The following is a 3,128-nucleotide window of genomic DNA, read 5'->3' on the forward strand; positions in this document are numbered from 1 at the left end:
AGGCGGGCCGTCCCCGGGAGTGCCGGTCAGCACGATGGCCGGTTCGGCGTCGGCGACGATCGACGCGAACCGCTCCCGCCCCGGGCCCCGGCTCGGCACGTCGCAGGGGACGGCGACGACGCCCGCGTACAGGCACCCCAGGAAGCCCAGCACGTACTCCGGCCCGGAGGGATAGGCGATCAGCGCGCGTGAGCCGGGAGGGCAGTGCTCCGACACCATGCCGGCGACGGCCGCGACCCGGTCGCGCAGAGCTGCGAAGGTGAGCCGTTCGGACTCGTTCTCCCCGTCGCCGAGGAAGACATAGGCGGTGCGGTCGGGTATGGCGTCGGCGTGCCGGAGGAGCGCGTCGATGATGTGGGTGGCCCGCCCGGAGGGGGGTCGGGTCAGCGCAGTCGCTTGCGTAGCTCCTCCTCGGGCAGTTCTTCCACCTCGCGTACGAGGGCGGCGAGGGCGGCGTCGGCCTCCACGTCCCGCTGACGCACGGCGTCGTCGACGGCGGACGCGAGCGACGCGATGTCGAGCAGTTCGTGGATCCGGCGCACCGGCAGGTCGATCCCGAAGACGTCCATCACCCAGGCCAGCAGTTGGGTGAGTTTGATGGAGTCCCCGCCGAGATCGAAGAAGTTGGCGTGGATGTCCGGGGCGGCGTCCGGTGGCAGTGCCAGCAGCTCCCGCCACAGCTCCGCCAGCCGGTGCTGCGTGGGCGTCACGGGCGCTTGGGCGGCAGCGGGTGCCGCGACTGCGGAGGGCTCGGCCTTCGGCGCCGGCCGGGGTTCGCCGACGGTCGGGGCGGGGCCCGCGACCGGGCGCAGGACCTCGGGACCGACGGCGTTCGCCAGGGTCGCCGCCGGATCGGCCACGGCCTGCCGCAGCACCCGCTCGAAGCCATCGGCGAGGGCGCGTGCCGTCTCGTCGTCGATGCGTGCGGGGTCGTGGGTGAACGTCACCTCGTAGCCGCCGTCGACCGGGCTCGCGATGGTGGTCAGGGCGCCCTTGGGCGCCACCTCCGGCGGGGGAAGCAGTCTGGTGCGCAGTCCGGGCAGATCCGCCCGGGCCGGGGGGAGGTTCTGCAGGGAGAACGTGGCCTGGCACAGCGGGTCGGCGTCGAAGCCCCGGCCGGGCGCCGTCTCGGCGACGAGTGCCGCGAAGGGCACGTCGCGCGCCTCCAGCGCGGCCAGCGCCTCCGTGTGGACCCCGCGCAGCAGGGTGTCGACGGCGGGGCTCCCCTCCAGGCGGATCCGGATCGGCACGAGGTTGGCGAAGGTGCCGACGACCTGTTCGTACTCGGCCCGGGGGCGCCCGGCCACCGGGGTGCCGATCAGCAGGTCGCGCTGGCCGCAGCAGTGGCCGAGGGCGGTGGCGTAGGCGGTGAGCAGGACGGTGAACGGGGTGATCCGGCAGCGCTTGGCCAGGATGCGGATACCGGCGGCGAGTTCCCGATCGAGACGCAGGGCGACCGTCCGGGCGATGCGCGCCTCGCCGGGTCCGGCGCCGAGGGCCCGCCGGGCGGCCTTCGGGGGTGGCAGCCGCAGGCTGGTGGGGGCGCCGCGCAGCGCGCGGACCCGCTCCGCGCCCCGGGCACCGAGGGGGTCGTCGCGTCGGGTGGCGCGCTGCCACTCGGCGAAGTCCGTGTAGCGGACGTCGTTCTCGGGCAGCACCGGGTGCTCGTCCGTACGAGCCGCGGCGCGGTAGGCGTCGCCCAGGTCGTCCAGCAGCAGTCCCAGGGACCAGCCGTCTCCGGTGATGTGGTGGCGCGTCAGCAGCAGCCGGTGCCGCTCGGTGTCCAGCACGAACAGGACGGCGCGCAGCAGGGGCCCGGACGTCAGGTCGAACGGGCGACGCACCTCTCGCTCCGCCTGCTGCCGGGCGGCCTCTTCACGGGTGTGCGCGGGGAGACCCGCTAGGTCGACGACGGTGAGCGGGCACGGGCCGGGTTGGAGTACGACCTGGTGGGGGCGTCCCCGGTGGGTGGGGTACACCGTGCGCAGCGTCTCGTGCCGGTGGTACACCGCGTCGAGCGCGCGGCGCAGTGCCGTCGGGCGCAGCGGGCCGTCGAGCTCGACGAGCACGGGCTCGTGGTAGGCCGAGCCGGCCGGGTCGAGACGGTGCGCCACCCAGAGTTGTTCCTGCGCGAAGGACAGCGGCACCCGGCGTCCGGCGAGGTGGGCGAGCAACTCGTCCTTGCGCGCGGACACTTCCCGCAGCAGGGCGTCGGTGAGCACGCCGGCCGGGGCGGTGCAGCGAAGCCGGCCGTCCTCGGCGGCCAGCCGCACGCCGCGCGCCACCAGGTCCGCGTAGTGGTCCTCGATGGTCACAGCAGCACCCGTTCCTCGCCTCCGGCGGCATCGGTGTGCCGCCTCAACCGGTTGATCTCCGCCGCCAGCTCGGCGATGGTGGGGTGGTTGAAGAACCACGGCAGGGACACTTCGGCGCCCGCCTCCTCCTCGGCGACAGCGAGCATCCGCAGGGCGATCAGGGAATCGCCGCCGAGTGCGAAGAAGTCGTCGTCGGGCCGCGGGTCGTCGACACCGAGCAGGTGGGACCACCACCCGGCGACGGTCCGCTCCGTGATCTCCGCGGACCGGCCGGTCGCCGCGGGTACGTCCGCCCCGTCCGCCCCTTCCGCCACCGGGCGTGCCGGTACGTCGCGGGCGCGTTGCAGCGCACGGACGGCCCTGCGGTGGTCGTCGACGGTGTAGTCCTCGTGCCGGGCCAGCAGCGCCTGCAGGTCCTGCGTGGAGACCAGGAGGTGCGGCTCGTCGGCAGGCGCCACCCGGCGGAACACCTCGACGCCCTCGGCGTCGGTGAGACCGAGGAGCAGGTCGTCGGCGGGGTGGATCCCGTCGGGGGCGTCCACCTGGTAACGGCTGTCCAGTTCGCGGCGGGCCGTGGTCCACATGCCCCCCTCCAGCCAGTCGGTCCAGCCGACGGCGACCACCGGCATGCCGAGGGCCCGGCGGCTGTGGGCGAAGGCGTTGAGGAACTCGTTGGCCGCCACGTAGCCCACCTCGCCGTACTTGAGCTTGTACAGCGCGGTGCCGATGGAGGAGCACAGCAGGACGAAGTCGGGCGTGGTGCCGGCCAGAGCGCGTTCGAGGACCAGCGTGCCGGTCGTCTTGGAGGCGACG

Annotated in this window: 3 protein-coding genes; all 3 read right to left on the minus strand. The window is 74.2% G+C overall.

Annotated elements, in window-relative coordinates; genetic code table 11:
* Positions 1 to 387, minus strand: a 387-nt coding sequence (locus EBH09_RS38575) for an AMP-binding protein (RefSeq protein ID WP_238697218.1), incomplete at its 3' end; no start/stop codon positions are given.
* The gene (locus EBH09_RS04560; RefSeq protein ID WP_193776104.1) at positions 384 to 2,315 is read right to left on the minus strand and encodes a condensation domain-containing protein; all 1,932 of its coding nucleotides are present in this window, start codon (positions 2,313 to 2,315) and stop codon (positions 384 to 386) included. The genes EBH09_RS38575 and EBH09_RS04560, both read right to left, overlap by 4 nt.
* A partial coding sequence (locus EBH09_RS37705; RefSeq protein WP_121745685.1) for a phosphopantetheine-binding protein occupies positions 2,312 to 3,128 on the minus strand: 817 nt, incomplete at its 5' end. The genes EBH09_RS37705 and EBH09_RS04560, both read right to left, overlap by 4 nt.

Origin of the sequence: Streptomyces sp. E2N166, assembly GCF_003671715.1 — a bacterium.
In the GTDB taxonomy this organism is placed as follows: Bacteria; Actinomycetota; Actinomycetes; order Streptomycetales; family Streptomycetaceae; genus Streptomyces; species Streptomyces thinghirensis.